This window comes from [Actinomadura] parvosata subsp. kistnae (assembly GCF_900323885.1).
GTDB classification, from domain to species: Bacteria; Actinomycetota; Actinomycetes; order Streptosporangiales; family Streptosporangiaceae; genus Nonomuraea; species Nonomuraea composti.
The window spans coordinates 14,341-37,797 of the sequence record NZ_OOHJ01000024.1; the positions used below are offsets into that span (position 1 = coordinate 14,341).

At 65.5% G+C, this 23,457-nt stretch carries 28 protein-coding genes; 4 read left to right on the forward strand and 24 right to left on the reverse strand.

What is annotated here, in order from left to right:
* Nucleotides 1-283 precede the first annotated feature (283 nt).
* From KIS93_RS69355 to KIS93_RS53980, 5 genes are all read right to left on the reverse strand, one after another.
* Nucleotides 284-3,571, reverse strand: coding sequence for an nSTAND1 domain-containing NTPase (locus tag KIS93_RS69355; RefSeq protein ID WP_080038959.1), 3,288 nt, complete (start codon nt 3,569-3,571; stop codon nt 284-286).
* Nucleotides 3,572-3,574: 3 nt separating this feature from the next.
* On the reverse strand, nt 3,575-3,895 hold the full coding sequence (locus KIS93_RS53965) for a CU044_2847 family protein (protein WP_080038960.1): 321 nt from the start codon (nt 3,893-3,895) through the stop codon (nt 3,575-3,577).
* 239 nt (nt 3,896-4,134) lie between these two features.
* Complete coding sequence (locus tag KIS93_RS53970) at nt 4,135-4,290, reverse strand: hypothetical protein (RefSeq protein ID WP_155127347.1); 156 nt, start codon at nt 4,288-4,290, stop codon at nt 4,135-4,137.
* A gap of 67 nt (nt 4,291-4,357) precedes the next feature.
* The gene (locus tag KIS93_RS53975; RefSeq protein ID WP_080038961.1) at nt 4,358-4,867 is read right to left on the reverse strand and encodes a DUF2786 domain-containing protein; all 510 of its coding nucleotides are present in this window, start codon (nt 4,865-4,867) and stop codon (nt 4,358-4,360) included.
* A gap of 67 nt (nt 4,868-4,934) precedes the next feature.
* Nucleotides 4,935-5,327, reverse strand: coding sequence for a hypothetical protein (locus KIS93_RS53980; protein ID WP_080038962.1), 393 nt, complete (start codon nt 5,325-5,327; stop codon nt 4,935-4,937).
* Between the two features lie 757 nt (nt 5,328-6,084).
* Between KIS93_RS53980 and KIS93_RS53985 the strand changes: the two genes are divergently transcribed.
* Nucleotides 6,085-6,492, forward strand: coding sequence for a hypothetical protein (locus KIS93_RS53985; protein ID WP_080038964.1), 408 nt, complete (start codon nt 6,085-6,087; stop codon nt 6,490-6,492).
* A 105-nt stretch (nt 6,493-6,597) separates the two neighbouring features.
* On the opposite strand, the gene KIS93_RS53990 is transcribed toward KIS93_RS53985, so the two are convergent.
* On the reverse strand, nt 6,598-7,260 hold the full coding sequence (locus KIS93_RS53990) for a hypothetical protein (protein WP_080038965.1): 663 nt from the start codon (nt 7,258-7,260) through the stop codon (nt 6,598-6,600).
* On the reverse strand, nt 7,257-7,409 hold the full coding sequence (locus KIS93_RS53995) for a hypothetical protein (protein ID WP_155127353.1): 153 nt from the start codon (nt 7,407-7,409) through the stop codon (nt 7,257-7,259). The genes KIS93_RS53990 and KIS93_RS53995 overlap by 4 nt, the downstream gene beginning before the upstream one ends.
* A gap of 144 nt (nt 7,410-7,553) precedes the next feature.
* On the opposite strand from KIS93_RS53995, the gene KIS93_RS54000 reads away from it, so the two are divergent.
* Complete coding sequence (locus tag KIS93_RS54000) at nt 7,554-7,967, forward strand: GntR family transcriptional regulator (protein WP_080038966.1); 414 nt, start codon at nt 7,554-7,556, stop codon at nt 7,965-7,967.
* Between the two features lie 145 nt (nt 7,968-8,112).
* Here KIS93_RS54000 and KIS93_RS54005 read toward each other — a convergent pair whose 3' ends face one another.
* Both KIS93_RS54005 and KIS93_RS54010 read right to left on the reverse strand, forming a co-directional pair.
* Entirely contained in the window at nt 8,113-8,628 is a 516-nt protein-coding gene (locus tag KIS93_RS54005; RefSeq protein ID WP_186404996.1) for a helix-turn-helix domain-containing protein, read from the reverse strand.
* Between the two features lie 144 nt (nt 8,629-8,772).
* Nucleotides 8,773-9,009, reverse strand: a complete 237-nt coding sequence (locus KIS93_RS54010; RefSeq protein WP_155127358.1) for a hypothetical protein — start codon at nt 9,007-9,009, stop codon at nt 8,773-8,775.
* A 397-nt stretch (nt 9,010-9,406) separates the two neighbouring features.
* On the opposite strand from KIS93_RS54010, the gene KIS93_RS54015 reads away from it, so the two are divergent.
* Complete coding sequence (locus KIS93_RS54015; RefSeq protein WP_080038969.1) at nt 9,407-9,688, forward strand: hypothetical protein; 282 nt, start codon at nt 9,407-9,409, stop codon at nt 9,686-9,688.
* 683 nt (nt 9,689-10,371) lie between these two features.
* On the opposite strand, the gene KIS93_RS54020 is transcribed toward KIS93_RS54015, so the two are convergent.
* The 12 genes from KIS93_RS54020 to KIS93_RS54075 all read right to left on the reverse strand — a co-directional run bounded on the left by KIS93_RS54020 (nt 10,372) and on the right by KIS93_RS54075 (nt 18,825).
* Nucleotides 10,372-11,700 carry an IS256 family transposase gene (locus KIS93_RS54020; RefSeq protein WP_418115087.1) on the reverse strand — a complete coding sequence of 443 codons (1,329 nt, stop codon included), beginning with the start codon at nt 11,698-11,700 and terminating at the stop codon, nt 10,372-10,374.
* Between the two features lie 179 nt (nt 11,701-11,879).
* Entirely contained in the window at nt 11,880-12,326 is a 447-nt protein-coding gene (locus KIS93_RS54025; RefSeq protein WP_080038970.1) for a YkgJ family cysteine cluster protein, read from the reverse strand.
* 65 nt (nt 12,327-12,391) lie between these two features.
* Complete coding sequence (locus tag KIS93_RS54030) at nt 12,392-12,673, reverse strand: HU family DNA-binding protein (protein ID WP_155127364.1); 282 nt, start codon at nt 12,671-12,673, stop codon at nt 12,392-12,394.
* 67 nt (nt 12,674-12,740) lie between these two features.
* Nucleotides 12,741-13,532 carry a DUF6349 family protein gene (locus tag KIS93_RS54035; RefSeq protein WP_186404997.1) on the reverse strand — a complete coding sequence of 264 codons (792 nt, stop codon included), beginning with the start codon at nt 13,530-13,532 and terminating at the stop codon, nt 12,741-12,743.
* Nucleotides 13,529-14,266, reverse strand: coding sequence for a DNA-directed RNA polymerase subunit alpha C-terminal domain-containing protein (locus KIS93_RS54040; protein WP_080038973.1), 738 nt, complete (start codon nt 14,264-14,266; stop codon nt 13,529-13,531). The genes KIS93_RS54035 and KIS93_RS54040 overlap by 4 nt, the downstream gene beginning before the upstream one ends.
* Complete coding sequence (locus KIS93_RS54045; RefSeq protein WP_155127367.1) at nt 14,263-14,880, reverse strand: hypothetical protein; 618 nt, start codon at nt 14,878-14,880, stop codon at nt 14,263-14,265. Before KIS93_RS54045 ends, KIS93_RS54040 begins: the two co-directional genes overlap by 4 nt.
* Before the next feature lie 60 nt (nt 14,881-14,940).
* Nucleotides 14,941-15,564 (reverse strand): hypothetical protein, encoded by a 624-nt coding sequence (locus KIS93_RS54050; protein ID WP_080038975.1) that lies wholly within the window; start codon nt 15,562-15,564, stop codon nt 14,941-14,943.
* Complete coding sequence (locus KIS93_RS54055; RefSeq protein ID WP_080038976.1) at nt 15,561-15,845, reverse strand: hypothetical protein; 285 nt, start codon at nt 15,843-15,845, stop codon at nt 15,561-15,563. Before KIS93_RS54055 ends, KIS93_RS54050 begins: the two co-directional genes overlap by 4 nt.
* Nucleotides 15,842-16,699 (reverse strand): hypothetical protein, encoded by an 858-nt coding sequence (locus KIS93_RS54060; protein WP_155127370.1) that lies wholly within the window; start codon nt 16,697-16,699, stop codon nt 15,842-15,844. The genes KIS93_RS54055 and KIS93_RS54060 overlap by 4 nt, the downstream gene beginning before the upstream one ends.
* 547 nt (nt 16,700-17,246) lie before the next feature.
* Nucleotides 17,247-17,621, reverse strand: coding sequence for a hypothetical protein (locus KIS93_RS54065; RefSeq protein WP_080038978.1), 375 nt, complete (start codon nt 17,619-17,621; stop codon nt 17,247-17,249).
* 195 nt (nt 17,622-17,816) lie between these two features.
* Nucleotides 17,817-18,380 carry a hypothetical protein gene (locus KIS93_RS54070; protein ID WP_080038979.1) on the reverse strand — a complete coding sequence of 188 codons (564 nt, stop codon included), beginning with the start codon at nt 18,378-18,380 and terminating at the stop codon, nt 17,817-17,819.
* A 76-nt stretch (nt 18,381-18,456) separates the two neighbouring features.
* Nucleotides 18,457-18,825 carry an endonuclease VII domain-containing protein gene (locus KIS93_RS54075; RefSeq protein WP_186404998.1) on the reverse strand — a complete coding sequence of 123 codons (369 nt, stop codon included), beginning with the start codon at nt 18,823-18,825 and terminating at the stop codon, nt 18,457-18,459.
* Between the two features lie 574 nt (nt 18,826-19,399).
* Between KIS93_RS54075 and KIS93_RS54080 the strand changes: the two genes are divergently transcribed.
* A complete protein-coding gene (locus KIS93_RS54080) occupies nt 19,400-20,722 on the forward strand; it encodes an IS630 family transposase (protein ID WP_222108011.1) in 1,323 nt (440 codons plus the stop codon).
* A 204-nt stretch (nt 20,723-20,926) separates the two neighbouring features.
* On the opposite strand, the gene KIS93_RS54085 is transcribed toward KIS93_RS54080, so the two are convergent.
* The 3 genes from KIS93_RS54085 to KIS93_RS54095 all read right to left on the reverse strand — a co-directional run bounded on the left by KIS93_RS54085 (nt 20,927) and on the right by KIS93_RS54095 (nt 23,210).
* On the reverse strand, nt 20,927-21,436 hold the full coding sequence (locus tag KIS93_RS54085) for a hypothetical protein (protein WP_155127373.1): 510 nt from the start codon (nt 21,434-21,436) through the stop codon (nt 20,927-20,929).
* Between the two features lie 624 nt (nt 21,437-22,060).
* On the reverse strand, nt 22,061-22,360 hold the full coding sequence (locus KIS93_RS54090) for a hypothetical protein (RefSeq protein ID WP_155127376.1): 300 nt from the start codon (nt 22,358-22,360) through the stop codon (nt 22,061-22,063).
* A 661-nt stretch (nt 22,361-23,021) separates the two neighbouring features.
* Complete coding sequence (locus KIS93_RS54095; RefSeq protein WP_080038981.1) at nt 23,022-23,210, reverse strand: hypothetical protein; 189 nt, start codon at nt 23,208-23,210, stop codon at nt 23,022-23,024.
* Nucleotides 23,211-23,457 lie beyond the last annotated feature (247 nt).

Sequence of the window (23,457 nt, forward strand, 5' to 3'; positions counted from 1 at the left end):
GGAGGCGCAGATGAACCAGCCGGGTTCGGCCCGGCGGGGACCCCGCTGTCCGCCGCAGCGGAGGGCTACACACAGCGAGGCCTCGCTCAACTTCCACGCTCGCTCACAACAAGAGGGTGAAGTGATCCATAAGCTAGCTTATCCGCTAGCTTCTAAGCTAATCACCGAGAAAGTTGAGCGTTTCAGCGGCTCTCCCTCCGGTGGGTAGGATCCTCGTATCCGGTAGCGGACGGACCGCGCGGCTTGGACCACTTGTCATCCCAATTCGCCCCAGAGATCACTGCTAGCGGCTGAGCCAGCCACGCAGCCGTTCGAGCAGATCGTCCACATCGACCGGCTTGGGCACGTAGTCAGAGACGCCAGACGCGATGGACTTCTCCCGGTCGCCCCGCATGACCTTGGCGGTCAGCGCGATGATCGGCAGGTCGGCGAACTGGGGCATGCGGCGGATGGCCGACGTCGTGGCCCAGCCGTCCATCTCCGGCATCATGATGTCCATCAGCACGAGCGCGACGTCCTCGTTGCGTTCGAGCTGCTCGATGCCCTCCCGCCCGTTCTCGGCGTAGACGACGGTCGAGCCATGCCGCTCCAGCACGCTGGTCAGCGCGAACACGTTGCGGATGTCGTCGTCCACGATCAGGATCTTGGCGCCGTTGAGCGGGTCGTCGCCCTGCCACTGGCTAAGCGTCTCCGCCGGCGGCTCGACCAGCTCGGGCGCCGTGGTGGCCGACTCCTCGCTCGGCTGCGTCATGAGCTGCCTGCGCGCCGTGCCAGGGTCAGTGGCGGCGAGCGGGCCGATGTAGGAGGCCGGCAGGTAGAGCGTGAACGTGCTGCCCTTGCCCAGCTCGCTGTCCACGTGGATCTCGCCGCCGAGCAGCCGCGCGATGTCGCGGCAGATCGCCAAGCCCAGGCCGGTGCCGCCGTACTTCCTGCTCGTCGTGCTGTCGGCCTGCCTGAACGCCTCGAAGATGACGTCGCGCTTGTCGGGCGCGATGCCGATGCCGGTGTCGATCACCTGGAACGCCAGCAGGTCGGTGGCGTCGTGCAGGCTGTCGTCGTCGTAGTCGACCCCTGGAGGAGCCATCGCGACCCGCAGCTTGACCTCTCCACGCGGGGTGAACTTGATCGCGTTGGAGAGCAGGTTGCGCAGCACCTGCTGCAGGCGCTGCTCGTCGGCGCGCAGCTCGTTCGGCACGTCGGGCTCGACGTCCACGATGAGCGACAGCCGCCTGTCCTGGGCGAGCGGCGCGAACGCGGCCTCCAGTAGCCTCACCAGCTTCGGCAGCGACACCAGGATCGGATGGATGCCCATCCGGCCCGCCTCGATCGATGTCACGTCGAGCATGTCGTTGATGAGCTGCAGCAGCGCCGAGCCAGCGCTGTAAATCGTCCGGGCGAACTCCACCTGCTGCGAGGTCAGGTTGCCCTCGGCGTTGTCGGCCAGCAGCTTGGTCAGCACCAACATGCTGTTGAGCGGCGTTCGCAGCTCGTGCGACATGTTCGCGAGAAACTCGGACTTATAGCGCGAGGACACCGCCAGTTGCTCCGCGCGTTCCATGAGCTCTGCGTTGTACTTCCTCAGTTCCTCATGTGCCTTCAATGCCTCCATCTTGAGTGCGATATCTTTCTCGCTACGTTCGACAAAAGATGCAATGTTGGACGAAATATCTCCTGGTCGTTCCAGAAGCCAACGTTGTGCTTCTGCTACCCGCACGTCGGACAGCAGATCACCCTCCACAAGACGCTCTTCTATAACGGCTAGCCAGCGTTGGAACTCTGCATCTTCATCGACCCAGTTCCGCAGGCGACCCCATTCACGTATTAACGCTTCGTGAGCGATTTCTGCTGTGTCTGGCCCCTCGGGCGCGAGTACTACCAATCGGTTACGCTCATCAGCAAGAGCCTCTGCTATCGCCCAACCCTCGCCGAGGTAGTCGCGATGGGCGACCACTCGAACAGCGCTCGCTGCTCCTCCACGTGCTCGCACCATCGCTAGCAGAACGCGTCTTATGCTGGCCTCGTCGAATACTTCGCAAAGCTTGCGGTGAACATCCTCAGCGTGCCGGTTGAGCGCTCCAGCGACGCCGCCGAGTGCGTGGTAGTGGTCGAAGGTCAACTTGAGCTTCGACTGCATTTTCCAGAGTTTGGTCAGAGTAAACTCTAGTAGAGGCAGTCCTCCCCGACTCTTGCTCGCTTCTGTAGCGATAGCTTCGGCGAGCATAGGAGAGTACAGGACACCTTCGGTGCGAGACGGCTCAACGATAACTCGCTTCAATGCCTGCTCATCCAGTGGGGAAACATTCAACTGCCGATCCTGCAACCTCAGCCCCATGCCAGGAAGCTCTAAAATTGCAGGAAGAAAGTCGGCTCTAAGAGCGCATATCACACGCACAGCGGAAGACGTTGGTCTTTGATCCGCAAGGGGAAGTAGCCGCGTCAGAAAGTCATACCCGCTATCAACACCTTTCTCGGCCGTGAACAATTCCTCCATCTGGTCGCACACAACAGCTACAGGCATACTTGACATGAGTGACATTTTATTCGCGACGTACGTCAAGCCGAACTGGCGAATCTCTGCGGAGCACTCATTCAGATCGGCCAGCGACAGAGGTGTTTCCGGCGATATCAGATTCAGTAGGGCCCGCGCAGCGGAATCATATGGCGACTGGCCTGGTCGGAATGTAGCCACCCGCCAGCCTTCCGAATGCAGAGCAGGCGCTAAACCTGCAGCAATCAAGGATGATTTACCTACGCCAGATGGCCCCACTACCAGAGTCAGCGGATTGATCCGGACCATGGACCTCAGTCGAGCTACCTCGTCTTCCCGCCCAACGAAAAGACCAGCACGAGCGTCCTCAGCAGTAAACACGCTCAATCCACGGTATGGGCAGGGCGGCAGCACGGCGTCAGCCAGCACTTCGGGCCACGATTCTATTATATGTCTGACCGGAATCGCATAGGCGTCGCCCACGGAGCCATCACGAGAAGCGACCACCAGCATGCCGATAACTGCATCGCCCGCTTCATCATCAACAATGGCGGGGCTACCGCTATATCCCGGCTGCGCTCGAAGAGCCGATTCGGCATCGGCATCAAGTTGAAGTAAGCCGCCAGCAACAGTGCCACGAATCCTACACTTGCTCCATGCACCGTTCACGCGGACAGGTGAACTCGGATAGCCAAATATGCTCACGTCAGTCTTCGGTGGTTCTTTGCTGTTCATCAAGCGAGCAGGGCCAGCTCCGAAAGGCAGAGAATCTCCTCCAACTAGTGCAAGACAAGCAATATCCCGACCTTCTGTGCCATTTACCGTCGGCGGACTCCAGTTAACAATCTTGCATTTTCTGAGAGGCGCCCCATCGACATCACCAAGGAGCGGAAACTCGACCTGAATCCGCACAGCTGGCCCTGGGTGCTCACATACTGTTTTGTCCCGCTTCATGGCTGCATTGACAACATGTGCACATGTCACAATTTCGCGCTCACCAACCACGAAGCCCACCCCGACGGTATCCTCGCTTCCAATGCGCAGAATGCGAACCATGAACCCGTTTTCTGACACGCCCGCCATTCCCTAGGTCCGCTTCCATAGCGCCCGTATCGCGAAGTTTACTTCTGAGGTCCCCTTGGCGATCACTACCGTGGATTCACCGCCCACCTTCAAGCCGAATTCTATTTCGACTTCGTCAGGGCTCGTCTCCCGAAGAGTGTCTATTACCTGCACCAAGGCAGGTTTTATGCCTTGCAAGGCCCTGTCGAGCGATTTTCGAGCTCGCGCGACGGTTCCGTCTCCTGCAGCAAGGTCGAGATCCTCGCCCATAAGATCACGATCGACCTCAAAGACGATCACAGCTTCCTTGTCGGTTTCGACAGAAACTGACAGCAACCTGTCCATGTCAAATCCTCCACAATCGGCACAAGCTTGCGGACCTCGATCATGATCAGTATCGTTTCATTCCATAGAATCGTTACATACATGCACTGCTTTGTCAGCGAATCGATAGAGGCGGGGCGTGCGAGAGGGCCTGCATAGGACGTCGCCTCATGCACGATGAACGTTCGGTTCGGCCATCCGGACACTCTGATCCTTTGAGCACGTGGGCGGCCCCTCTGTACGGGACCGCCCACAAATCGCTAACAGATAGAGCCCTTGGGCGAGGTGTCCAGGCGAGTGCCGCCGATGTCAGCGCGCCGGCCGGCTTCGGCCCCCTTAAGCCAGGCGTCGCTGTTCACCTTGACCTTGCGGGCGTTGCGCAGCCTGGGGTAGAGCTTGGCGACGAGCGTGTCCACGATCTCGTCGCTCTTGACGAGGACGAGGGCGGTGCTGACCTCGCCGGGCTGGTCCTGGGCGGCCTGTTCATCGGCGGCGCGCTTTTCGGGCCTCTTCGAGCTTGGCGACGGCCTCGGTGATGAAGCCGAACATCCACGAGCGGCGGTAGAGGGTCTTCGGCTCGCCCTGGGGGGCCCGCTGCTGGTGCATGCCGCTCAGCATCTGCAGCAGCAGGCTGGGGTAGAGCAGTTCGACGCGCTCCAGGTCGTAGGCGAAGCCGATAAGTTCGACGGTGCCGTCCTTGTGTCCCGGCACGCGCATGGTGACGGCTCGGCAGCGCAAGGCGTTGGCCACACCATGGAGGAGGGTTGCCTGCTCCTTACTCCATGGGTCGGGCACGGCGACGGCGCGCAGTTCAGGCTTCTCGCGGCCGGACTGCAGGTAGCCGAGCCGTGCTTGGTCGATGCCGTACTTGGCCATGAGGCCGCGGGCCGCGGTCATGAAGGTCTCGCGTTCGTGTTCGTTGGTGGTGCCTTCAGCCTTGGCGAGGAGCTTGCGGACGCGGTCGAAGGTCTTCGTGCTGGCAATGGTGGTCATGTGTCTCCGTTTCGGTTCGTGAGGGGGCGGGTGTGCCGGCCGGGTAGGGCGGGCACGCCTGTGGTGGTCAGTAGCGGGTGGCGTTGCGGTCGTCGGTGGTGAACCCGCCGCGCCCGGTCGAGAGCATGCGGCCGGTCCGGGTCAGCGACTCTTCGGTCTTGTTCGAGCCGTAGGGCAGGGTCATGGCGGGGTCGATGCCCATCCGCTCGGCGATGGTGATGGCGTCCTGATCGGCGCCGAGGAAGGCGATCTTCCAGCCTTGGGCGCGCTTGGCGGTGATGAGCTGGTTGATCTGGTCGAGGGTGTAGGCGCGGGAATGGTTCTCCTCGCCGTCGGTCTGGATGGCGAGGCAGATCTCGCCGGGCTGGTCGCCTTCGGGCATCTGGTCGACGTGCTCGGCGATGCGGGTGATGGTGATGCCGATCGCGTCGAGCAGCGCCGTGCGGCCGGAGGGGTTCATCTGGTAGAGGGGCGTGGTTGAGGGCGGGGTACTCGTAGACGACGCGGTGGTTGGTGGCGAAGTCGTAGAGGCTGACGAGGGTTTCGGCGGGGTTGGTCTTCTGCTCTAGCAGGAGCGTGATGTGGCCGCATTCGGCGTCGTTCTTCACCTGGTGCATGGAGCCGGAGCGGTCCATGAGGACCACGAGGAGGCGGCGTCGGGGGTGGGGCATGTCAGTCTCTGTCCAGGTGAGGGGTGGGGCGCGGCTGGATGGTCGCGCCAGATAGAGGTGCGCTTGCGGTTTCGCTAGCGTTTATTCTCCCGTGCGGCGACGTCTGCGCGGGATGAGGGTGAGATGGTCACTCTTGCACAGTCGTTGCGCTACCGCAACGAGACGCGTGAATCGTCTGAGAGGACGTTTCGCGAGCGATCTCGGGACGTGTAAGGGGGTTACCTGTGGGAAGCGCGTTTCGTGTCTCTGTGACCCTCTCGGGGAGGTTGCGAGGGATGTAGTGGGTGTTCGATGGCCGCTAGCACATCCGCTATGCACACGGGTGCATTCACTTGCGCAAAAAGCGCAACGCCTAAAGACTAGGAGGCAACACCGTCCGGCGATCCCTCGGAGGCAACACCCGTCATGGCCAGGAAAGCCACGGCACGCACCCCAAGCGACGCCTCCGACCAGCTGCCGACCCCCGGCCCAGGTGAACCCCGCAGAGCCGAACCCGCTCGGCAAGCGAAACCGCGAGCAACACCACGCACCACCGCACCCAAAGCCATGTACCGCCTGACCGTCCGTATCACCGACGAAATGGACCGCCGCATCAGCGCGGCGAACGAGCAGTACGGCCTGGGACCTCAACCGATCGTCCACGAGGCGATCAACGCCTACGCGGACGCCCTCGGAGTCCCTGAGATCCTCCCCATCCCCAAGCCGGAAGACCGTCCTCACCGGCCCGCCCCTCCCTCTGAAGGCCGCCGCAGCCGTAGCCCCAAGGGAGTCCGGAAGCCGGAACCCCCCAAGATCGGCACCCGTATCACCCCGCTGACCGACACCCGCCTTACCGCGCTCTGCGAGCTCACCGGCGATGGCCCTCAGCAGATCGTCAACACCGCTCTCAACATCTGGATGAACCGCAAGGGCATCCGCAGCTCCGGCAGCGACGCCAGCCAGGTATCGGCGTGACGCGACGAGGGGCCTCGGATACGGCCGGGCCCCTCATCCTGATGCGGGGTGCAAACCTCTCCCCACCGGCGCGCCGCCGCAGGCGCCGGCCACTCCCCCGTCATCTCAAGCGGCCCGCTCAGCGCACCCGGGCAGCACCGCTGGGCGCAACTCCTCCAGCACTCCGAGCAACTGCGTGGCCAGCGTGAACTCCAGCCGCTGGAATTCCTCGAACGAGACGACGACCTTCTCTTGCACGAGCGGGACGCCATGCCCGCCCGCGAGCCGGTGGAGGTCGCCGAGGACGCCGTACGGCTCGACACGGGCAGCCGTATAGACCGGCGACTCGGCACCAAGCTTCGGGCACAGCCGTCTAGCCATCGGGATGCATGCCGGGCAGGTCGGCGGTGAATTCAGGTACGGCTCCCCCGCCGCCGTGTACCAGGGCGGGCACGCCAGCACCCACCACAGCCGGCCGGTGCGAGGGTCGCGGGCGTTCCCGCCGCACACCTGGCACAGACCGAGCCGCATGCAACGCCGCTGACGGCATGTGTTGACCCGGCCGAACAGTGGGGCGCCGGTCTGGCTGACGCCCTGCCGGTGCCACAGCGTGCCCCACATCCAGTCGGCCGGGAGGTGGTCGGGGAAGGCGAGCCGCGCCCCTCGCGTGGCCCCTGGGTCAGAGATCGCCGTCAAGGTGTACGGCACGGCTTCGCCCTCGTACGCGGTGACGTACGGGACAGGCAGGCGCGGCGCCCGGCACGAGCCCGGCGCGGCAGAGACCGTCATGCGCTCTCCCGCCGCGCCGCAGCCTCTTGAGCTGCCGCAGTCTCCTGCTCGCGCTGAACGCGCATGCGCCGTGCGTGCTCGGCGAGCGCCAGTTCCAGGCGAATCAGCTGTTCTTCAGGGGCAAAGTGCGCGTCGTGCTCGAAGGCCATGTCGTGCTCCGTGCGGGAGAAGGGGCAAGGAAGTCACGGGTAGGTGATCTTCCGGCTTCGGTACGTTAAGGGTTTCTCAACCTTAGCGCTTAAGCGCTAAGACGCTAAGGAGGGATGGCGCTATAGCGCTGATGTCATGGCTTCGTGACCTTGGACCCGACCGCCGACAGGCCGTTGTTCAGACAGCTCGCCGACGTGCTTCGCGAGCAGATCCGAAGCGGCGCTCTCCGTCCCGGCAGCAAGCTGCAGTCCCTTCACCGCATGGCCGCCGAGTACAGCGTGGGCGTGGCCACGGTCGAGGACGCCCTGGCGGTCCTGCGGGGTGAGGGGCTGATCGAGTCACGCAAAGGCGTCGGCAGCTTCGTCCTGGAGCAGACCGAACGCCAGACGGTGACCGTCGAGGGCCCGGCATTCGTCGAAGCGCGCATGCCCACGCCAGACGAGCGGCGCGAACTCGGGCTGCCCGCGCAAGGGGTGCCGGTGCTGGTGGTCGAGAAGGATGGCCAGGAGCAGGTGCTCCCCGCCAACCGGACGCGACTGGAGATACCGCAGAGCTGATCGGCTGATCAGCTGGGGCGGCGCAAACCTTCCCTGCTCGCTATGCGTGCGAGCTGCTCCACCTTGATGCCGAGCCTGCGAGCGATCTCCGCCGCCGGTTCGGTCGTCGGGTAGGAGGCGCGCAGGTCCGCCATCTGCTCGTCCGTCAGCCGGATGCGCGGGGGCGCCCGCGCCGGTTGCGCCGGTGCACGCCGGCGTCGGAGGCGTATCGGTAGACCGTCACCGCGCTCACGTCGAAATCGGCGGCGATCTCCGCGACGGAGTGTTCGAGGTCCTCGGCGTAGCGACGCAGCAACTCGGCCCGTTCCTGCGTGGTGAGCGGCGGTTTCAGCTCTCCGTCACCGTGGCCGTCCGGCTCTTGCAGCGGACGGGCGCGGTGCTCCTGCCACCGGGCATGCACGTCGGCCAGGAGGTCCTTGACGGCGTCCCCTTGCGTGCGCGCGTACCGGGCTGACGCGCGCGGCACGGCGAGCCCGGACAGCCGGCGCGCCTTCCAGCCGACGACGGCGCCCGTGGCGTCGCTGCGGATGGGCTCAATCCCGCCCACGTGCTCCCCTGCCACGAACACGTGCTTCGGCTGCGACCCGTGAGCCGGGTCAAGCTGGTAGGCGGCCAGCTCCGCGTCGCTGTACCACTCAGAACGACGGACAGGGTCAGTCATGAGAGGAGATGCTACTCGACCGGCTTTGCGTGCACGCTCGGCGCCAACTCGGTACGAACGCGCATGACAAGTCCCATGTAGAGCCGAGAGAGCGGAAGTGTGCCGATCTAACTGACCGACACGCCATCCGCGGAAACTAGACATTCAGAAGAACTTGACGACGTACGACTCCCCCGAGGCGCGTCGGATCACGATCTCCGCCCCTTCGGCCGTCTCCCCCTCTATGAACCCATACAGCGCGATCGCACGATTTACGATGTCCGTCTTGGACAGGCGGGTGCGATCTGCGATTTCCTGCAACTGATCATGGGCCTGCGGAATCAGGGTCACTGTGATTCTTTCGATTCCCGGCCGATCAGCTTCAGCCGTGGAGGCACTCATTCGTCTCACGCTCCTATGTCAGCAAGAGTTGGTCAAATCGCCCAACATGTCACGATGCTATCGCTTGCCGTCCATCTTGACACGCCCAGCCATCCCTAGTCCACCACAGCAGCACCAGTAATGCATCGAGTTGGTGGCGGAGAGATGCGATCAAGGTTACGGTTCCGTTAAGCTTCAGAGACTCCGCGCAACATCGCACGGGGGAAGATGCGCCTCGCAACCACAGAGGAGACTCAGATGAGTTCCCTAACTCACACGGCCCGCGCTCTACGCGTGCGGCACCTGATCGATTCTTGTCGACGTTGCCAGGTGCCGGCTGGGCGATCAGCCCTCATAGGAGGCATGACAGATGGCAGCAAGGAACTCCAGGAGCCCGAAACGGAAACCCTCGGGCGACATGTCGACAGAGAAGGCCAGCTTGGGCATCGTTCTCTTACCAGACGAAGCGCGACTCTATGCGAGGTTCTGCGGCGCGCTCGCTCAGGACTTCTTGCCTTTTCTTCTGATCGCGTCGATGGCGGCCAGCCTCATAGCGGCTCCGGTTGTCACACTCTGCAAAATCCCTAACACAGTCGATCCCATCTTCTGCTATCTGATCGTCATTGCAGAACAAGCCGCCTTCATCTGGGGCTTCTATCGACTGGTCATGAAGTTCGTGAAGAAGCCTCAGAAGTCTTAGATCAACAACTACCTAAACACAGAGTGTGATCACCGGGCTGTGCACCGACAGTGCACAGCCCTTTTTATTGCGCCTGGTACGAAGCACCCCCTAGCATGCATGGCCCGGCCCAGGAGCACTGGCCCAAGTCGAGGCTCTTGCAAGGTGGCATACCAGTTCCGCCTTGGGTGTACTGCTCTTGGCCCGTGCAGCGCCCGTCATCCCCAACCGCTATTGCGGGGAACCGGCCCCCCGAGGGCCGTAGACCCACACAGAGGCTGATACGAGTTCTTCTCGTCCTCCTCGCCCAGCATCACCCACCACCGTACGGCGAGGCAGAGTGTTCCGCCTTCAAAGAGGACGGCGTCTGCCGGATCGGCGTTCGCCGACGAAGTCCCGGCATGCCCGCCGGAAAGCTGGGTCGGCGAAACGTCGCTGTAGCATGCGTTGCCGCTGCTCCACCGCGTCGATATTGGTCGCGCCGAGAACGAGCGACTCATACAGGAGCATCGAGCCACGCCCATCTGGCAGCAGTCCGCCTTCAGGCCGGCAGCCGTGCGGGCAGGCCATCGCTTCGGCGGCCCCCACAGACGGCAGTTGTGAGCGATGCCAGAAGTGGTGACGAAGGACTCGGCGTCCTCGACTTGCAGGAGGTTGTCACTTCAGGTGTGTAAAGATCTTTGCTGAGTGCTTGATGGCGGTCTTTACCTGATGCGGCCTGGATAGGCGATATCGAGTTCGATGAGTGCCTCGCGCCAGCCGATGGTGCGCTGTCCCTCGATCAGGCGGGCGGTGCTGGGCGAGTTCTTGATCTTTCCGGTCTTCTCCTTGGTCGCGGCGCGTTCGCGGGCGCGTTTGTCCTCGATGTTGATGATGGCCAGCCACAGCAGCTTGACCACGGCGTCGTCGCCGGGGAAGTGCCCGCGGGCCTTGGTGACCTTGCGCAGCTGGTAGTTCAGCGACTCGATGCTGTTGGTGGTGTAGAGCAGCTTACGGACCGCCGGGGAGAAGGCGAAGAACGGGATGAAGCGGTCCCAGGCCGTCTCGAACACCCGGGCCGCCTGCGGATACCGCTCGCCCCAGGTGGAGGCGGTGAAGTCTGCCAGGGCGTCGAACGCGGCCTGCTCGGTGGGCGCGGTGTAGATCTTCTTGAGTTCGGCGGCCAGCGCGGCGCGGTCGCGGCGGGCGACCGGCCGCAGCGCGTTGCGGATCAGGTGCACGACGCAGGCCTGCACGGTGGTGTGCGGGAACGCCGCGTGGATGGCGTCCTCGAAGCCGGTCAGGCCGTCGGTGCAGGCGATGAGGATGTCGCGCACGCCCCGGTTTTTCAGGTCGTTCATCACCGTGGTCCAGAACCGGGCCGATTCGCCGGCGGTGGCGGTATCGAGCGGGGTCTTGGCCAGCCAGATTCCGAGGACGTGCTTGTCGCCGTCGGCGTCGATGCCGACCGCGAGGTAGGCGGGTTTGGCCTGGACGCTGTGGTTGTCGCGGACCTTGACCACGATGGCGTCCAGGAACACCACCGGGTAGACCGCTTCCAGCGGCCGGGCCTGCCAGGCGCGGACCTCCTCCAGCACGGCGTCGGTGATGTTGGAGATGGCCTCGTGACTGAGTTCGACCTCGTAGATCTGGCGCAGGTGGTGCTGGATGTCGCGCACGCTCATGCCGTGCGCGTACAGGCTGATGATCATGTCGTCCAGGCCGCCGGAGATGCGGCCGGCCCGCTTGGGCACCAGCACCGGCTCGAAGGTGCCGGCCCGGTCCCGGGGCACGGCCAGCCGGACCGGCCCGACCCCGGTCTGCACGGTCTTGCCGATCCTGCCGTTGCGGGAGTTGCCCGAGCCGTGGCCGGCCACCTCGTGCTTGCCATAGCCCAGATGCGACGACAGCTCGGCCTCCAGGGCGCGTTCCAGCACCGCCTTGACCAGTTCGCCGAGCATCGAGCCTTCACCGGTCAGCCGCAGCCCGCCCGCGCCGTCGCGTGAGCGTTCCAGCAGCAGGTCCAGCACGTGATCGCCGAGCAGGTCCCGCAACGGCACCTCGCCGTCACGCTGGGGGGATTGTTCCCCGCCATGATGCGCAGCCGCCCCCAGCAGCGCCGATGCATCATCGCGCTGGTCTTGCCCCACCGCGGCCAGCGCGGTTCTTCCCCGTGTCGTGGACATGATCGTGTTCTCCCCCGAGATGGTGAATGATCGTTGCAGACTTTCGTCTACGTTTGGTGATCATTTCCACACCTAGAGTGATACCCCCCATTGACGATCGGCCCTTCGTAGTAACGGCTGGCTGTTGCTAGAACGCGGTGTAGCTGGCCGTCCAAGCCGTATACGCGGTCCCCGGCATAAATGTCCTTGATCTGCTTGGGGCCTTCGGAGGTGTAGATCCAGGCGTCAGGCAAGAAACAGACCATCGGCCTGACCTCGTAGACGGTACAGTGGTCGGCCTGTAGCGCCGGGCAGGCATAGTCGCCGGTCGCTTCGAGCTGGTCGAGTGCGTCGTCATGGTGCGGGATGGTGACGCCGTGCTCGCGGATGCGTTGCCGCTCGCGGGGGTGCATGTCGATCGGGCCGCACGAGTCGGCGCACAACCCCTTGCAGGAGGGCTGTGCGACCTGGGCGTACAGGTCGGCCAGGCGGGCGTCGATGTCGGAACGTCGCATGAAGAGTCTCCGAGGGGTGAGCGAGGGGTGCGGGCGGCCAGCCCGCTCCCCTCGCGAGGTTGGTGTTACGGCTTGCGCGAGGCGGCGGCCGTCTTCAGGTCGGAGCCCGGCTTGACCTTGACGACCCACCCGGCCGGCTGCGTGAACGGCTTGCCCGTGCTCGGGTTGCGGCGGGTGCGCTCCGGCTGAAGGTCCGGTTTGAGGGAGAGGAAGCCGGTGATGCGTACCTCGCGGCCGGCGGCGATCGTCTCGGTGACCATGTCGATGAGCGCGCCGACGGCGTCGGCTGCGGCACTGCGGTCGTCGATGCGGTCGCCGATGGCGGCGACGAGTTCGGTCTTAGACATGGGCTTGGTGTTGACCACGAGGAGATCCCTTCCGGTGTCGATGGTGAGATGAACGCTAGCGACCGCGCTAGCGACTACTGCCAGATCTCTGCCAGCGTTCGACGTGGCCGAGCGCGGCGCGGTGCCTGGCGGGCACGGGAGCGACGGTGCGGCCGGGGTGGGCGGCTGCGATGGCGTCGAGGTCACGCATCAGCTGGCCGTGGTTGATTCTTGCCCGGCTGCGGCGCGGCCTTGGGGCCGGTCGAGGAGCGTCAGGCGACGAGGACTCGGGCATGCCGTTCCATCCTTCCGATGAGTGCGAGGGGGGCGGGCGGCGGTGCTGGGGCGGCGGCCGGGGCGGGTGCTCGTGTGGAGGCCGGGCGGGCAGGTCGTAGCCGCGGCCGCCTGGCGCGCGGCCGGGTAGCGGCCTGCGGTCCGCCGGCCCGGGACGGATGGTCAAGACGGGCCCGCCACGGGCGAACCAGCCGTCTGGGTAGGCGGCGGTCACCTGCTTGGCCCATGTGCTGGCGCGGCCCGCCGGGGGTTGCGGGTGGACGGCGGGCATCGTCCGCCATCCGGTGTGTGTGTGGTCGTGGGCGGCTTCGACCGCTTGCAGGACGTTGGTGTCGTCGCGGTCGCTTTCCCAGTCGCAGCCGAGGCACGCGCCTCGGAAGCGGTGGGGGTGGCGGCCGACTTGGAAGAGCACGGTCGGCAGATGCGTGTCGGCGAGCTCCAGTGGCTCATGCGCGCGGCCGAGCTGGTTGCCGGGGTGGGTGATGTAGATGGCCCACGCACCGGTCTGCTTGTCGGCCAGCGTCCGGTAGTGGAGCTGGCGGGCGACCGCGCCACGGGGCTCGTTGACCGCGTGGTGATGGCTCATGCGGGGCCGTCCGAGGCAGGCGTCTGAGGCGCACGCGCAGCGGAGTCGTCGTCGGGGAAGGGCGGCTCGTCGACGGGCGCAGCGCCGAGGGCGTTCTCGGTCTTCGGGTGGGGCAGCGGGGTGTATCGGTCGACGGGCCAGGACTGGCAGGACGGGCTGCACGGGACTCCGGCCGGGTTGCCGCAGTCCATCAGGCACTCGTACGGGTACAGCGTCTGGGCGCGGATCTGGGCGACGGCTTCGTGCGCGTACAGGGTGGTGAACGGCTTCCCAGATTCACGGCCGGGCAACGGCGGGGGCGTGACCTCGAACCTCGTGCCCTCGGGTGTGTCGTGAGCGGTGACGCGGGTCGTCGGCCCGACCTGCACGTCGCCGGGCCGGTGGTGGCGGACGTCGAGCGTGTACCGGTCGGAGCCGGGGCGGGTGAACAGCTCCTGCTTGTCGAGCAGGCCGCGCAACACCCCGATGGCGTCCTCCGGGAACACCACTGCAGGGCCGCTGCGCAGGAGTGCGGCCTTGACCAGGGCCAGGGAACGCGGCCCGAAGCCGCGGAGGTCGGCCCGCCCCGTCTCCCCCAGCTTGAGGAGATCGGCGAGGGTGTGCACGCCCGCGCGGCGCAGCAGCCCATGCGTCTTTATCGGCAGGTCGGGAAGCGCCTCCTCGATGAGGGCCTCAGGAGGCCGGCCGGAGCGCCTGGCGAGCTCGTCGAGCGTCAGGTGGGCGTCGGGGATCATGCGTGTCCTTCCGTGGAGGCGGGCGATGGGGTGGTCGCAGCGTGGCGGTTGGCGTCCAGCCATTCGGTGGCGTGGAAGCGCTGCGCGGTGCCGGGGATGACAGCGACGAGGAAGTCCAGGACGCCGCCGGAGACGAAGCCGAGAGCGGGCGGCAGGATCGTTCTGATGAGGCTGCGGTCGTGGTTCACGCCGAGGATGCGGTCTTCGAGCAGGGTGTAGCCGTCCATGACGACCACGCCGACGCGCTCACTGCCGCGGGTCAGGCGGGGGCAGGCCAGCAGGGAGAACAGCGCGCAATCGATGTGCAGGGCGGGTTCGAGGGAGTACGGCATGTCGGGTGTGCCGATCATGGTCAGGTGGCCGGTGATCGGGGTTCCGCAGGTGCCGCACAGGCGTTCGCGCATGCCCTGGCGTTGCCGGACGGCGCAGTTGACGCCGAGCATGGCGCGGCCCCGGCCGGGCACGCAGTCGCAGGCCAGGATGCGGCCGTCCTGCGGGTCGAGGGCGATGGTTTCGGTGTTGCCGGACCAGTCGGCGACCCACGGGACGGGGAAGCCGCGATCTTGCGGTAGTGCCGCGATCTGCGGCGGCATGGACGGGAGAAGACGTGGCATGGAGTTCCCTTTGGTGCATGGGGTGTGCGGCGGCCCGGCATGGCCGCCGCACACCGCTGGTCAGGGGGTTTGCGCAGGGTCGGGAAGCCCGAAGCGGGCGATGAGCGCCAGGTCGTCAGCTCCGGGCTCTCCAGGAGTGACGAGCCGGATACGCGGGTTACGCGGGTAGGTCAGCGACACGCCGGTCATGACGGCCCCGCCGGAGAGGGTGATGATGTCCACGCGGTAGTCGGCCATCGGGAACGTGACGGAGTACCAGGGATCGGCGGGCTGGCCTGCTCGCAGCCACATCTCCAGGGGCCCCCAGTCGGCGCAGTGGCAGCGGAGGTCGCCGCACCACTCCCGCTGGGAGCGCGGGTTCGTCCGGTACTGGTCGAGGCGGCCCGACAGCATCGGGCACACCTGGATGCTGTAGTCGGCGCACCACGGATGTTGCGCCGGTTCGTTGATCAGTCCGCGGGCGAAGTCGGCGGGCCGCGCCATGACGACAGCGCTGCCGCGCGGGCTGTTGATCCGCTTGCCGCAGAGCTGGCACTGTTGGGCGAGGAGGAAGTCACCGATGATGCTGAAGTCGACTTCGCCGAGGATCGGGGTCCCGTCGAGGTGGCACAGGGTGATCTTGGGGACGACGAGGCGCCGCCAGAGTGGTTGGTCAGTGAGCTGCTTGGGGATGACGGCGTTCATGTGCGCGTGCCCTGGGGGATGCGGCGCACCTGGACGTGCGCCTTCGCTGCTCCTTTACCGATCAGGTGGTCGCGCATGAACTCGGCGTCGGGCCGGGTGCAGGGGCCGATCCGTACCGTGTCGCCCATCGCGCCGGCCTCCAGGACGACGAGCTGGCCGGAGGTCTCGACCCCGCGGCGACGGACGTTCCAGAACTCGGCCGCGCCGGGTGTGGCGAAGTTCAGGCCCGTCTCGTTGATGACGACGCCCCACGTCTCCGGGACGTCCTCGCTGGCGCTCACGCCTCTCCCTCGCCCGGCTCGCTCTGCTTCTGCTTGAGGAGGGCTGCCTGCGCGGCTGCGGCTTCCTCCTGTTCGGCCAGCTCCGCGGCGAGCTGCTCCACCTGCGCGCGCAGCCTTTCCGCGCGGCGGTCGTGGTCGGCCTTGCGGTGGGGAGCGTGGTGGCGGTCGTGCGCGGCGCGCAGCTCCTCCAGGCCGGGCTGCTTGCGCCAGTGCTGGGTGAGCTTGTAGATGATGCGGCGGGTGGCCTGCTCGCTCTTCTCCGGCACCCGGGTGGAGGAGTAGCGTCCGGGGCGGCCGACCCACGGGCCGTGCTTGCCGTCCTCGGTGATGTCGCCGGCCCGGTAGGTGCCGTCACCGGCGAGGGTGATGTTGTTGACCGTGGGCGCTCCGGGCCGGGCCCGGCTGCCGTTGCTGTAGTGGTAGTCCTCGCCTTCGCGGGCGTCGCCGTACTGGACGCGCAGTGCGTCACTACGGCGGCCACTCCCATGCGCGGTGCGGTCGTACTCCAGGGAGTCGGGGCCGATCCAGAACACGCCGACGCGGATGACGGCGTACCGGGTGCGGCCCTTGTCGTCGTGGGAGACGTGCACCCGCAACGCCTTGGTGCCCTTGTCGCCAGGGCGGGGGACGCTGATGACGAAACTGTTGGCGCCCTGGACGTGATCGCCGTCGCAGTAGGGGTCTGGGCCGAGCTCGGCCAACACCTCCTCGATGTCGATGCCGCCGACGTTCTTGAGCTGGGTGGCCGCCTCGATGAGCACGCCGCTGCGGGAGGGGATGCGGCCGGCCTCGGGCAGATAGACGGGGCAGGTGGGCGGGCAGCCTGTGGTCCTTCGGCGCGGCACAGGGTGCACGTGACGCCGTCCTTGGGGACGGTCTGGGTCACGTCGTAGACGGCGGTGCCGACCATGGCGCGGCTGCGGCGGCTCACCTCCTGCGTCTCGCCGGTGTCAGGGTTCTCCCGCTCCTCGCGGCGGGTGCCCTGGTAGAGGGATTCGACCCACAGCGGGACAGCGCCCTCACGCAGTTGGCGGCCTTCGCCGTTCCACCACTTCTCGCCCTGGACTCGGGTCGCGCCCGGGTCCTGTGCCCACAGCCGCATGCTGTTGGCGAGGGTGTACCGGTTGTAGTGCGGGAACTGGGCGGCGAACAGCCGGAACTCGTCCAGGACGTCCGGGTTGTCGCGGATCGTCGCGGCGGTCACCTGGCAGGAGGCCGCGGCCCAGGAGTTGCCGGCGAGCTGCTGCTGCCGCCAGGTGGCCCATTCCTCGTCGCTCATGTTGGCGGCACGGCCGGTCTTGGGCCGTTCGATCGTAGGACGGAGCATGGTGTGCCTTCCAGCTAGCGATTTCGCTAGCGGATCAAGGGTAGGCCCGCGAGGGGCGGGCCTACCCTTGCGGGTTACTGGAAGAGGGCGATCACGTCGGGGTGACGGGTGATGATGCGGTGCTGGTAGGAGCACTCGCGGTGGCGTTCGATGCGTTCCAGCGCCCGGTCGGCGCTTTGCCACGTGGCGCAGGGCAGCTCCACATGGCCGGCGGCGCAGACGACGTGCCACCAGCCGGGGCGGGGCTGTCCGGCAGGGTCAGCGCTGGAGCGGCCGCCACGGCGCAGCTCGATCACGCGAGTGTTGTCGCCCATCACGTGGGCGAGGGCCGAAGGGCGGCTCGCGAAGACTCCGGGATGCGGGGTGACCTCCAGGGCGTCGCCGGTCAGGCCGAACGGGCGGACGGACGCGAGACGGTAGCCGATGATCTTCGGCCTGCGGTTGATCACGGTGACACCTCGTCCAGGAGGGTGTCCGGGCATCCGCTGAGGCGGGCGCTGGCCTCGCACAGGCCGTAGCGCCAGTCCGGATGGCGCGAAGCCAGAGCAACGGCTGACGTCTGCGTGCAGCCCGGCGAGCAGCCGCACGCCCAGTTCTCCTCGCGTGGCAGAACCAGCGGCTCCCATGTCCACGACTGCTCCAGCTCACCTTTCACGAGGAGCCTCCGGCGACAGGATCCGGGCCATGGTGTAGTGGCCCCGGTGCAGCCTCTCGTCCGACGTAGGGGTGTACCGCCAGGTCTTGGCGGCCACCTTGGCCACGGTGTCGTACGGTTCGGAATCCGCCGCCCGCTCCAGGTACTCCTGGGCCATGCTCAGGGTGCGGAACAGCCTGGCGCCGATCGGGGAGCCGACGTGGGCCAGAGCATCGCCCAGGTCCTCGGGCACCCACACGTCGCTGTCGTACCAGCTCCACAGGCGGCCCCCACGGAAGCACCCGTACAGCGCCTCTTCCGGCAGATGCAGCCGCTTGACAGGCGGCTTGTCCGGGCCTTCGCCGATCTCGGGAGCGTCGCTGAAGCACCGGATGAGGTCGCCGCGGCGGTACCTGCGGTCGTAGCTGGTTTCAGCGAGCACCACGTCGACCAGGCCCGCCCCTCGCCGAGCCGCCTGAGGGATGCCGACGCGGACGATCTCGGCAAGCAGCTTCTCCCCCTTGCCGCGCAGGTAGTAGGCGAAACGGCCCAGGAGAGGAACGGAAATGCTCATGCGCTGGTCGCCTCCTTGATCTTCTTCTCGCAGACCGGCCCGATCGCCTTCGCGATGAGCCGATGAGGTTGGGTGGTCATCCTGATTCCTCCTGGTGTGATGAACGGGTGAGGTATCTGATGGCGCTGCGGAGGATGGCGATGTCCTCGCGCAGTTGGCCTAAGCCGGTGTTGCAGCCGCTGCAGAGAAAGTCGCGAAACGCGCCGGTCTGGTGATCATGATCGATATGCAGGCGGATCTCGCCTGGGGCAGGCGTCCGGTAACAGATCTCGCATTGATGGCCCCGCTCCTCCCACGCGGCCATCACCTCGGCGAACGAAAGGCCAAGCGTCTTGCAGGACTGGCGGATCTTTCTCCGAAGCGCCCATTCGGGATCGTTAGCCAGGCGCTTCTTCAGACGGACGCGCTGCGCGGCCCTGCGGCGCTGACGTTCTTCCTTCGGCATTGCCGCTGTTCGCTCGCGCGCTTCGCGATTCCGGCAGGCCCGGCATCGAGAGTTGCGTTTCCAGCCGCTTTGATGGGTTCGCCAGGCGAACTGCTCAATCGGAAGAGTTTCGTTACATCCGGTGCAAGTTCGCTGAGACTCCTCGTGCTGGACAGCATGACTTCGGCGATAGCACGCCTCGCACACCCCGTATCCGCGATTCTTGAGGCCGCCACACGACGGGCATACGTCCGTCCGGATCAATCGGTCATAATGGCGCGAACACATACCTTTACATCGGACAGGTTCGTCGCAGCCTTCATTAATGCACGTTCGCCCCTTGGCAGGCTGGTATATCCGGCGCGGCGGACCCAGCTCGCCGGTGCGCAGCCACCGGGAATAGCAGCGAGAACAGAGTCCGGAGCAACGTACCGACTGCTCACAGCCGTCGTTTTTGCATACACCTCGGGTCAATAGATGAGGCCTTTTTCGAGAAAGGGCGCGAACCCGCAAGGAGGGTTCGCTCCAAGACAATTCAGCCACAGCTAGTGTCATGCGCCTGAAATTCGCCGGTTAAGTCCATATGATGCTCGGCATGGCGCATTCCGGACCGCCAGCAGTGGAGATCCAGCTGACCGAGGCTGAGCGTGCTCGGCTGATTGGCATGTCGGCAGAGTCGGCGCGAGCCTCGATTCGAGCGAAGATCGTGCTGGCCTGTGCGGAGCCGGGGACCAGTAACGCGCAGGTGGCACGCGAGCTGGGTATCGCCGTCGGCACGGTGCGTAAGTGGCGTGCCGCTTTCGCGCAGGGCGGGCTGGATGCGCTGGGCGATGAGGCCCGCACGGGACGGCCCAAGGCGGAATTGACGGTCACCGACCAAGAACGGGCGGTGCTGCAGCGGTGGGCCCGGCGGGCGAAATCCTCGCAGGTGCTGGCGATGCGCTCGAAGATCGTGCTGGCGTGTGCGGATGGCATGGACAACCAGCAGATCGCCGAGCAGCTGCGGGTGCATCCGGACACGGTGTCGAAGTGGCGTCATCGGTTCCTGCGCTTACGGCTGGACGGGCTGATGGACGAGGAACGGCCGGGCAGGCCGCCGTCGATCACGCTGGACCAGGTCGAACAGGTCGTGGTGGCGACCTTGGAAGAGGCGCCCAAGAACGCTACCCATTGGTCGCGGGCATCGATGGCCGAGCGCAGCGGGCTGAGCAAGTCGACCATCGGACGGATCTGGCGCGACTTCGGGCTCAAGCCACACCTGGCCGACACGTTCAAGCTATCGACGGATCCGCTGTTCGTGGAGAAGGTCGTCGACGTGATCGACCTGTACCACAACCCGCCCGAACGCGCGGTGGTGCTGTGCGTAGACGAGAAGTCCCAGATCCAGGCCCTGGATCGCTCGCAGCCGGTGCTGCCGATGATGCCGGGCATGCCCGAGCGGCGTACCCACGACTATGTCCGCAACGGGATCACCAGCCTGTTCGCCGCGTTCAACGTCGCCGACGGGACCGTCATCGGGGAGATGCACCGCCAGCACCGCGCCGCCGAGTTCAAGAAGTTCCTGGCCACGATCGACAAGACCGTGCCCGCCGAGCTGGACGTGCATCTGATCTGCGACAACTACGGCACGCACAAGACGCCGGCGATCAAGGCGTGGGTGGCCCGTCACCCCCGCTTCCACATGCACTTCACTCCGACCGGCTCCTCGTGGATCAACCAGGTCGAGCGCTGGTTCGGCTTCCTGACCGACCAGCTGATCCGGCGCGGCGTGCACAAGAGCGTCCAGTCCCTGGAGCAGGACATCCGGGACTGGATCGCTCACTGGAACGACGACCCACGGCCGTTCGTGTGGAAGAAGACCGCCGAGGAGATCCTCGAATCCCTCGCTAAATATCTCCGACGAATTTCAGGCGCATGACACTAGGCGGCGGCAAGGTGGTCGAGTGTACGGATGAGACCCGTAAATTCTAACTTCAGGAACGGGGCTTGAGGTTTCGCTAGCGGTTTTACTAGTAAACGCGATGCAGCCATCAGCGCTTGCAAACAATACGCCGACGAGGCATAGCCGCGACGATCTCGACCGCTAGGAACGCAGTCATATACCGTTGCCGCCGCAGGAGTACTAGGAGCGAATCGCGATACCCAATTCGCCTCGCATTGCAATTAAGGCACGTTCTCTTTTTGTAACTAGTGGCTCCACCGCAAGCGCTTCGCCGCGACCGAGAGATTCATATCTTTGTCGCGAAGCATCAGCTAAAGCAATAGCGGCCTCCCGCACTACGGCGTCGGCGACTAGTTCTACTTCGGTTTCTGCTAGCTTAAGGCGTTCGTTCGCAGCTCCAGCTAAGTCCCAAGCTTTCCCTAGCTCACCGCTCGCCTCTCGCCTTATAACATCCCCCAGATAGACCGATGTCGATTCTAGGGCCGCTACGGCTTCGAGGAAGCGAGCATAAGACGCGCGCCTGACGGTCCGCAACTCTCTTCTGTCCTGAATCTTCGATGTGACGGAGACCATATAGAGAGCAGTGAGAGTTGAAAGTAGAATGCCACCGAAAGCGCCAACAAGGGAAAATACGCCGGTTAACAGTACTTGATTTTGACTCATGGCATGGACTCCAAAGATTTGTTCCAAGAACTCAGCTGTGAGTCGCTCCTGCTGTGAGCTTCATTCCAACTCTCAGCTCCGAGGAGGGCAAGTGCTACGCCCGCGCAGCGAGGCAGGCATGGCAGTACCGATTTCGACCCCGTCAGGGCAGATGAGGGAGTCGTCGCCGGCGCTCCACCCCAGCCCTTGGGCAGACACGCATGTCCATGCTGAAACTCCTTTAGCTGGCGCTCTCGCTAGCGGCTAATGGCCGGTGTTCGCGCAGGTGGAGAGGCCGTCCGAGGTACGGGTGACGGCGCAGGCATCGCAGGTGCGGCACGTCGCCCGCTGGCGGATGATGTCAAGTGCCTTCCCGATCGCGTCGCACGCGGTCGCGATGAGTCGCTGCTTGCGGTGTCGGCGTTGTCGAAGTCGCACCCCTCGGCGGTGAGCCTGTCGTCCACGGCAGCACGAACGGCACTGATCAGCAGGAGTTCGACGCCGGTGGCGGCGAGACCGTGGGCGGCGCCTTCGGCCTGGGCGGCGGTGAACGTGGCGACGAGGAGTGCGTCGTGCAGCGAGCCGTTCTCGTCAAGCCTCGCGCGGCCGGCGAGGTAGCACGGGAGCGGACGGCCTTCGCGGTACTCGACGGCCGCCGGTGTCGCGTCGGGGTCAGCGGGAGTGACCTCGTGCAGGTCCTCGTCGGGGTAGCCGTCGTCGTCCCCCGTCAGTCTCCAGCCGTGGGCGTCGAGCAGCCCGGCCAGGTCGGGGGGTGTTCTCGTCGAGGGGTATGCCGGTGTCGAGGATGGCGATCACGCGGGGCAGCGCGATCAGCATGGTCGCGCCGTCCTCAACGTGCTCCTCAACTTCGGCGACGGCCACCAGGTGGTGAGGGGGAACGGGGGCGCCGTCCAGGCCGAGGTCGAACGTTCCGGGCTCGTCGACGGCGATCGCCTGGTATCGGATGGTCATGGCGGATCCTTTCAGCTTGCGGTTTCGCTAGCGGTTAACGTCATGCGAGTTCGTAGGAGCGGGCGATGATGCGGGACGCGGTCTCGCTCGCGCCGAAGTCGTGCGGCAGCAGGATCCAGCCGTTTTCGGTCAGCCGCTGGTGCTCACCTTCGGCGAAGTCCTCCAGGGGCTGCCCCTCGGCCGGGATGTCGGTGCCTGACCAGAGGTCGTCCTCGTTGTAGGCGTTGAGGCTGGCGTTGGAGAAGAAGTCGACGTCGGCGTGGTCGCCGGTGAAGATGAGCCAGCACAGGTCGCCGGTCTCGGTGATGTTGCCCAGGCATTCGGTCTCGCCGGGCAGGTGGATCGTCAGATGCCCGATCTGGATTCCGAGCCGGGAGGTGGGGTCATACGGGTGTAGAGCCTGGTGATCATAGCCGCTCCGCGGTTGGCGTTTCCGGTGGTCAGCGGGTGTGATGGGTGGTGTGGGTGATCAGATTCGCAGACTCGATGCGGGAGCGCAATGACTCTGAGAGAGATTCCGAGGGTGAAGCGGAAACACGTCGCAGAAGGAACGCAGAGCGCTTGAACCGACGCGCAGACCAACAAGGATGCGACATGCACCCTCACGCGCTCAGCTACCACTACAGACGCACCTAGCTATGGGTCAGCGGATCCGCTAGCGCTACTGCCGCGCGAGTTGGTAACGGGTTCCCTTTCCCTTACCCTCGCGCACGATGAGACCATCCGCCTGCAAGGCCGCCAGCGCCCGGCCAACGGTACCGGCAGAGGACCCCACAGCGATTCTCATCTCGCGAGCGCCGATCGGCTCCCCCACCCTCTCGGCCAGCATGCGCAGGATGGCATCCTGCACGCGTTCCCCTTCAGCGCGAGCGCCCAAGACAATGCCGGGACGCTTCACGAGACGGTAGCGAGTGCTGCGAGTTCTGTCTTCCCGCGCCACCATGCCCTCAGCGAGCAACTGCCCAAGGCGCGACCGAGAGTCGGATGAGACGTCGGCACGACACGCAGCAACTCCGAGGCCGCCACCGACGCCTCTCCCCTAGATCGCTGATGTGAAATTCGGTGATCGGCTGCGGGCATGACGAAGGGCGTCCATG

Excerpts from the sequence above, each read along its gene's own strand:
- KIS93_RS54045 (WP_155127367.1), bottom strand. The coding sequence starts at position 14,880 with ATGCCACGTCTTCTCCCGTCCATGCCGCCGCAGATCGCGGCACTACCG.
- KIS93_RS54030 (WP_155127364.1), bottom strand. The coding sequence starts at position 12,673 with ATGTCTAAGACCGAACTCGTCGCCGCCATCGGCGACCGCATCGACGAC.
- KIS93_RS53990 (WP_080038965.1), bottom strand. The coding sequence starts at position 7,260 with ATGACGGTCTCTGCCGCGCCGGGCTCGTGCCGGGCGCCGCGCCTGCCT.
- KIS93_RS54080 (WP_222108011.1), top strand. The coding sequence starts at position 19,400 with ATGGCGCATTCCGGACCGCCAGCAGTGGAGATCCAGCTGACCGAGGCT.
- KIS93_RS54005 (WP_186404996.1), bottom strand. The coding sequence starts at position 8,628 with ATGACTGACCCTGTCCGTCGTTCTGAGTGGTACAGCGACGCGGAGCTG.
- KIS93_RS54075 (WP_186404998.1), bottom strand. The coding sequence starts at position 18,825 with ATGCCGAAGGAAGAACGTCAGCGCCGCAGGGCCGCGCAGCGCGTCCGT.
- KIS93_RS69355 (WP_080038959.1), bottom strand. The coding sequence starts at position 3,571 with ATGGCGGGCGTGTCAGAAAACGGGTTCATGGTTCGCATTCTGCGCATT.
- KIS93_RS54035 (WP_186404997.1), bottom strand. The coding sequence starts at position 13,532 with ATGAGCCATCACCACGCGGTCAACGAGCCCCGTGGCGCGGTCGCCCGC.
- KIS93_RS53980 (WP_080038962.1), bottom strand. The coding sequence starts at position 5,327 with ATGAACCCCTCCGGCCGCACGGCGCTGCTCGACGCGATCGGCATCACC.
- KIS93_RS54070 (WP_080038979.1), bottom strand. The coding sequence starts at position 18,380 with ATGAGCATTTCCGTTCCTCTCCTGGGCCGTTTCGCCTACTACCTGCGC.
- KIS93_RS54010 (WP_155127358.1), bottom strand. The coding sequence starts at position 9,009 with ATGAGTGCCTCCACGGCTGAAGCTGATCGGCCGGGAATCGAAAGAATC.
- KIS93_RS54015 (WP_080038969.1), top strand. The coding sequence starts at position 9,407 with ATGTCGACAGAGAAGGCCAGCTTGGGCATCGTTCTCTTACCAGACGAA.
- KIS93_RS53965 (WP_080038960.1), bottom strand. The coding sequence starts at position 3,895 with ATGGACAGGTTGCTGTCAGTTTCTGTCGAAACCGACAAGGAAGCTGTG.
- KIS93_RS54090 (WP_155127376.1), bottom strand. The coding sequence starts at position 22,360 with ATGACCATCCGATACCAGGCGATCGCCGTCGACGAGCCCGGAACGTTC.
- KIS93_RS54040 (WP_080038973.1), bottom strand. The coding sequence starts at position 14,266 with ATGATCCCCGACGCCCACCTGACGCTCGACGAGCTCGCCAGGCGCTCC.
- KIS93_RS53985 (WP_080038964.1), top strand. The coding sequence starts at position 6,085 with ATGTACCGCCTGACCGTCCGTATCACCGACGAAATGGACCGCCGCATC.
- KIS93_RS54025 (WP_080038970.1), bottom strand. The coding sequence starts at position 12,326 with ATGCGACGTTCCGACATCGACGCCCGCCTGGCCGACCTGTACGCCCAG.
- KIS93_RS53995 (WP_155127353.1), bottom strand. The coding sequence starts at position 7,409 with ATGGCCTTCGAGCACGACGCGCACTTTGCCCCTGAAGAACAGCTGATT.
- KIS93_RS53975 (WP_080038961.1), bottom strand. The coding sequence starts at position 4,867 with ATGACCACCATTGCCAGCACGAAGACCTTCGACCGCGTCCGCAAGCTC.
- KIS93_RS54050 (WP_080038975.1), bottom strand. The coding sequence starts at position 15,564 with ATGAACGCCGTCATCCCCAAGCAGCTCACTGACCAACCACTCTGGCGG.